Genomic DNA, 2,331 nt, shown 5'->3' on the forward strand with positions numbered 1-2,331 from the left:
GGCCGCAGCGCCGGCACCGTGTTCCTCTACGAGGGCCGGCCGTCGTGGATGCTCGTCGCGATCGCCGACGCGCCCGTCAACGGCGGGTACCGCACCGTCGTCACCTACGCCCGGGGCGGCAGCCGCGACGCCGGCGTCTGCCAGGTCTCCGGCGGCACCGGCACCACCGCGTACCCGCTGCGTGCCCCGGTCGCCGACGTCGCGGCCGTGACGCTCACGGCACCGGACGGGACCACGCTGCACGCTTCATGATCGCCCCTGTGGGACGATCACCGTTGATGGACGTGTCGAACGTGCCCGCCACGACGTGGCAGCCTCCGCGGGTCTGGACCGGGCTGCAGAGGCTGGCGCGGATCCTGCTGCCGCTGGTGGCGCGGCTGCGGGTCAGCGGCGACGTGCCCGACGCGCTGCGGCGCGGCCCGATGATCCTGGCAGCGAACCACATCAGCCCGTTCGACCCGATCGTGCTGACGGCCGCGACCGGCGTCCGCCGGATCGCCCCGCGGATCATGGCGACCGGCGGCCTGTTCCGGGCCCCGTTCGTCGGCTGGGTGATGCGCTCCTCGGGGCACATCCGGGTCGACCGGCGCACCGCGTCGGTCGGCGACGCCCTGCACGTCGCCGCGGACGCCATCAGGGACGGCTGCGTGCTCATGGTCTACCCGGAGGGCCGCATCGGCCTGGACCCGACGATGTGGCCCGAGCGCGGCCGCACCGGCGCGGCCCGCCTCGCGTTCCTCAGCGGCGCCCCGGTGGTCCCGGTGGCGCAGTGGGGCTCACACGAGGTCGTCCCCTACGCGACGTCGTTCAAGGGCATCGTCCGCGGCGGCGCCCGCGCGATCGTCCGCCGCCCGATGATCAAGGTGCACTTCGGCGCGCCGATCGACCTGTCGGACCTGACCCCCGGCGTCCCGGGCGCGGCGCAACGCGCCACCGAACGCATCATCGAGGGCCTGACGGCCACCCTGGCGGAGATCCGCCCGGACGAGCCCGACATCCCGCACTACGTCGACAAGACCCGCCCGGTCGACCTGTCCCGCCGCTACCGCCGCCGCCCTCGCTGACCGACCGGGTCGCTCAGTTCGCGCGTTGGCGCAGGTAGGCGAGGACCGCCTCGCGGGTCGTGCGGACGCCGAGGGTCTCGCGGGCCTGGGCGATGCGGCGGTTGGCCGTGCGCAGCGACAGGAACTCGGCCGCCGCCGCCGCGGCGATGGTCTCGCCGTTGGCGAGGCGGTCCAGCAGGGCCCGCTGTTCCGGGACCAGCTCGCCAGGCGTCGACGCGGCCGGGCCCTGGTCGGCGCCGGCGTCGCGGTGGACCGGGCCGAGGCGGGTCAGGTCCGCCAGCAGCGAACGGCCGATGTCACCGCTGGTGTCGGTGATCGCGACGACGCCCGCGCCGCGGGCCGCGGCCAGGACGACCAGGCGGACGGTCTCGCGGTCGGGTACGCGGCCGAACAGCAGCAGGCGGTTGCCGGTCAGGTCCCACGCCTGCTCGGTCAGCGCGAACCCCTCGCGTGTCGTCCAGCCGGAGCGGGCCAGGCGGCGCAGCACGGCGGTCGCGTCGCCGGTGCTGGGCAGCACGTACCGCGGCTGGTCCTGGTCGGTCACCACCCCACCCCCGTCACCTCAGCTGCTCCAACGCCATCGCCGCGGCCGCCGTGCGGGTGCGGGCGCCGAGCTTGCGCATGCCGGCCCGGATGTGGGTCTCGACCGTCTCGGCGGAGATGCCGAGCTGGCCCGCGATCCGCCGGCTGGGCTCGCCGCGGGCGACCAGGCGCAGCACGTCGCGTTCGCGGTCGGTCAGGTCGGAGCCGGCACGCGGGCCGCGGGTCTCCCGCCGCACCGAGTGGCGGCGCAGCGCCCGCCGGACCCGGCCCAGCAGCACCACGAGGCCGGCGGTCTCGGCCAGGGTCTCGGCGGCCAGCAGCACCGTCACCGCGCGCTGCGGGTCGGTCTCGTGCAGGCCGGCGGCCAGCAGGCAGCGCACCTCCTCGCGGACGACAAGGTCGTGCCACGCCGCCGCCGCCCGGTCGAAGCCACCCGTACCCGACCACGCCGCGAGCGTCTCGCGGACCGCGGGCAACCCGGCGGACGCGCCGTCCGTCGCATCGAGCTCCGCGGGGTCCGGGTCATCGACAACCCCGCCGTCGTACGCCGCCCAGTGCGCGGTGATCCGCCGCAACCCGTCGACCAACGGCGGCGCGGAGCCCACGTCGGGTGTCGCGGCCCGCTCGGGCTGGCCGTCGAGCCAGGCGGCTCATCGCTTGTCGTCGGTGTCGTCGATCTCTGGAAGCACCTTGCGGTCGTCCGCGTCGAGGTCGGCGTCCGGGT

General features: G+C 75.9%; 4 protein-coding genes. 2 read left to right on the forward strand and 2 right to left on the reverse strand.

Annotation, left to right across the window (positions count from 1 at the left end):
* Both AB0H87_RS40805 and AB0H87_RS40810 read left to right on the forward strand, forming a co-directional pair.
* The coding region (locus AB0H87_RS40805) for a hypothetical protein (RefSeq protein ID WP_360158920.1) at positions 1–252 on the forward strand (252 nt) is incomplete at its 5' end.
* Between the two features lie 26 nt (positions 253–278).
* Entirely contained in the window at positions 279–1,064 is a 786-nt protein-coding gene (locus tag AB0H87_RS40810) for a lysophospholipid acyltransferase family protein (protein WP_360158923.1), read from the forward strand.
* A gap of 13 nt (positions 1,065–1,077) precedes the next feature.
* Here the strand turns inward: AB0H87_RS40810 and AB0H87_RS40815 are convergent, their stop codons facing one another.
* Positions 1,078–1,608 (reverse strand): LuxR family transcriptional regulator, encoded by a 531-nt coding sequence (locus tag AB0H87_RS40815; RefSeq protein WP_360158926.1) that lies wholly within the window; start codon positions 1,606–1,608, stop codon positions 1,078–1,080.
* Between the two features lie 13 nt (positions 1,609–1,621).
* Positions 1,622–2,212, reverse strand: coding sequence for a LuxR C-terminal-related transcriptional regulator (locus AB0H87_RS40820; protein ID WP_360158929.1), 591 nt, complete (start codon positions 2,210–2,212; stop codon positions 1,622–1,624).
* Positions 2,213–2,331: the final 119 nt, after the last annotated feature.

The sequence above is a fragment of the Asanoa sp. NPDC050611 genome (assembly GCF_040654855.1).
Taxonomy (GTDB): domain Bacteria; phylum Actinomycetota; class Actinomycetes; order Mycobacteriales; family Micromonosporaceae; genus Asanoa.

Bases quoted from the DNA above. Each gene is read 5' to 3' on its own strand.
- AB0H87_RS40810 (WP_360158923.1), top strand. From the start codon at position 279: ATGGACGTGTCGAACGTGCCCGCCACGACGTGGCAGCCTCCGCGGGTC.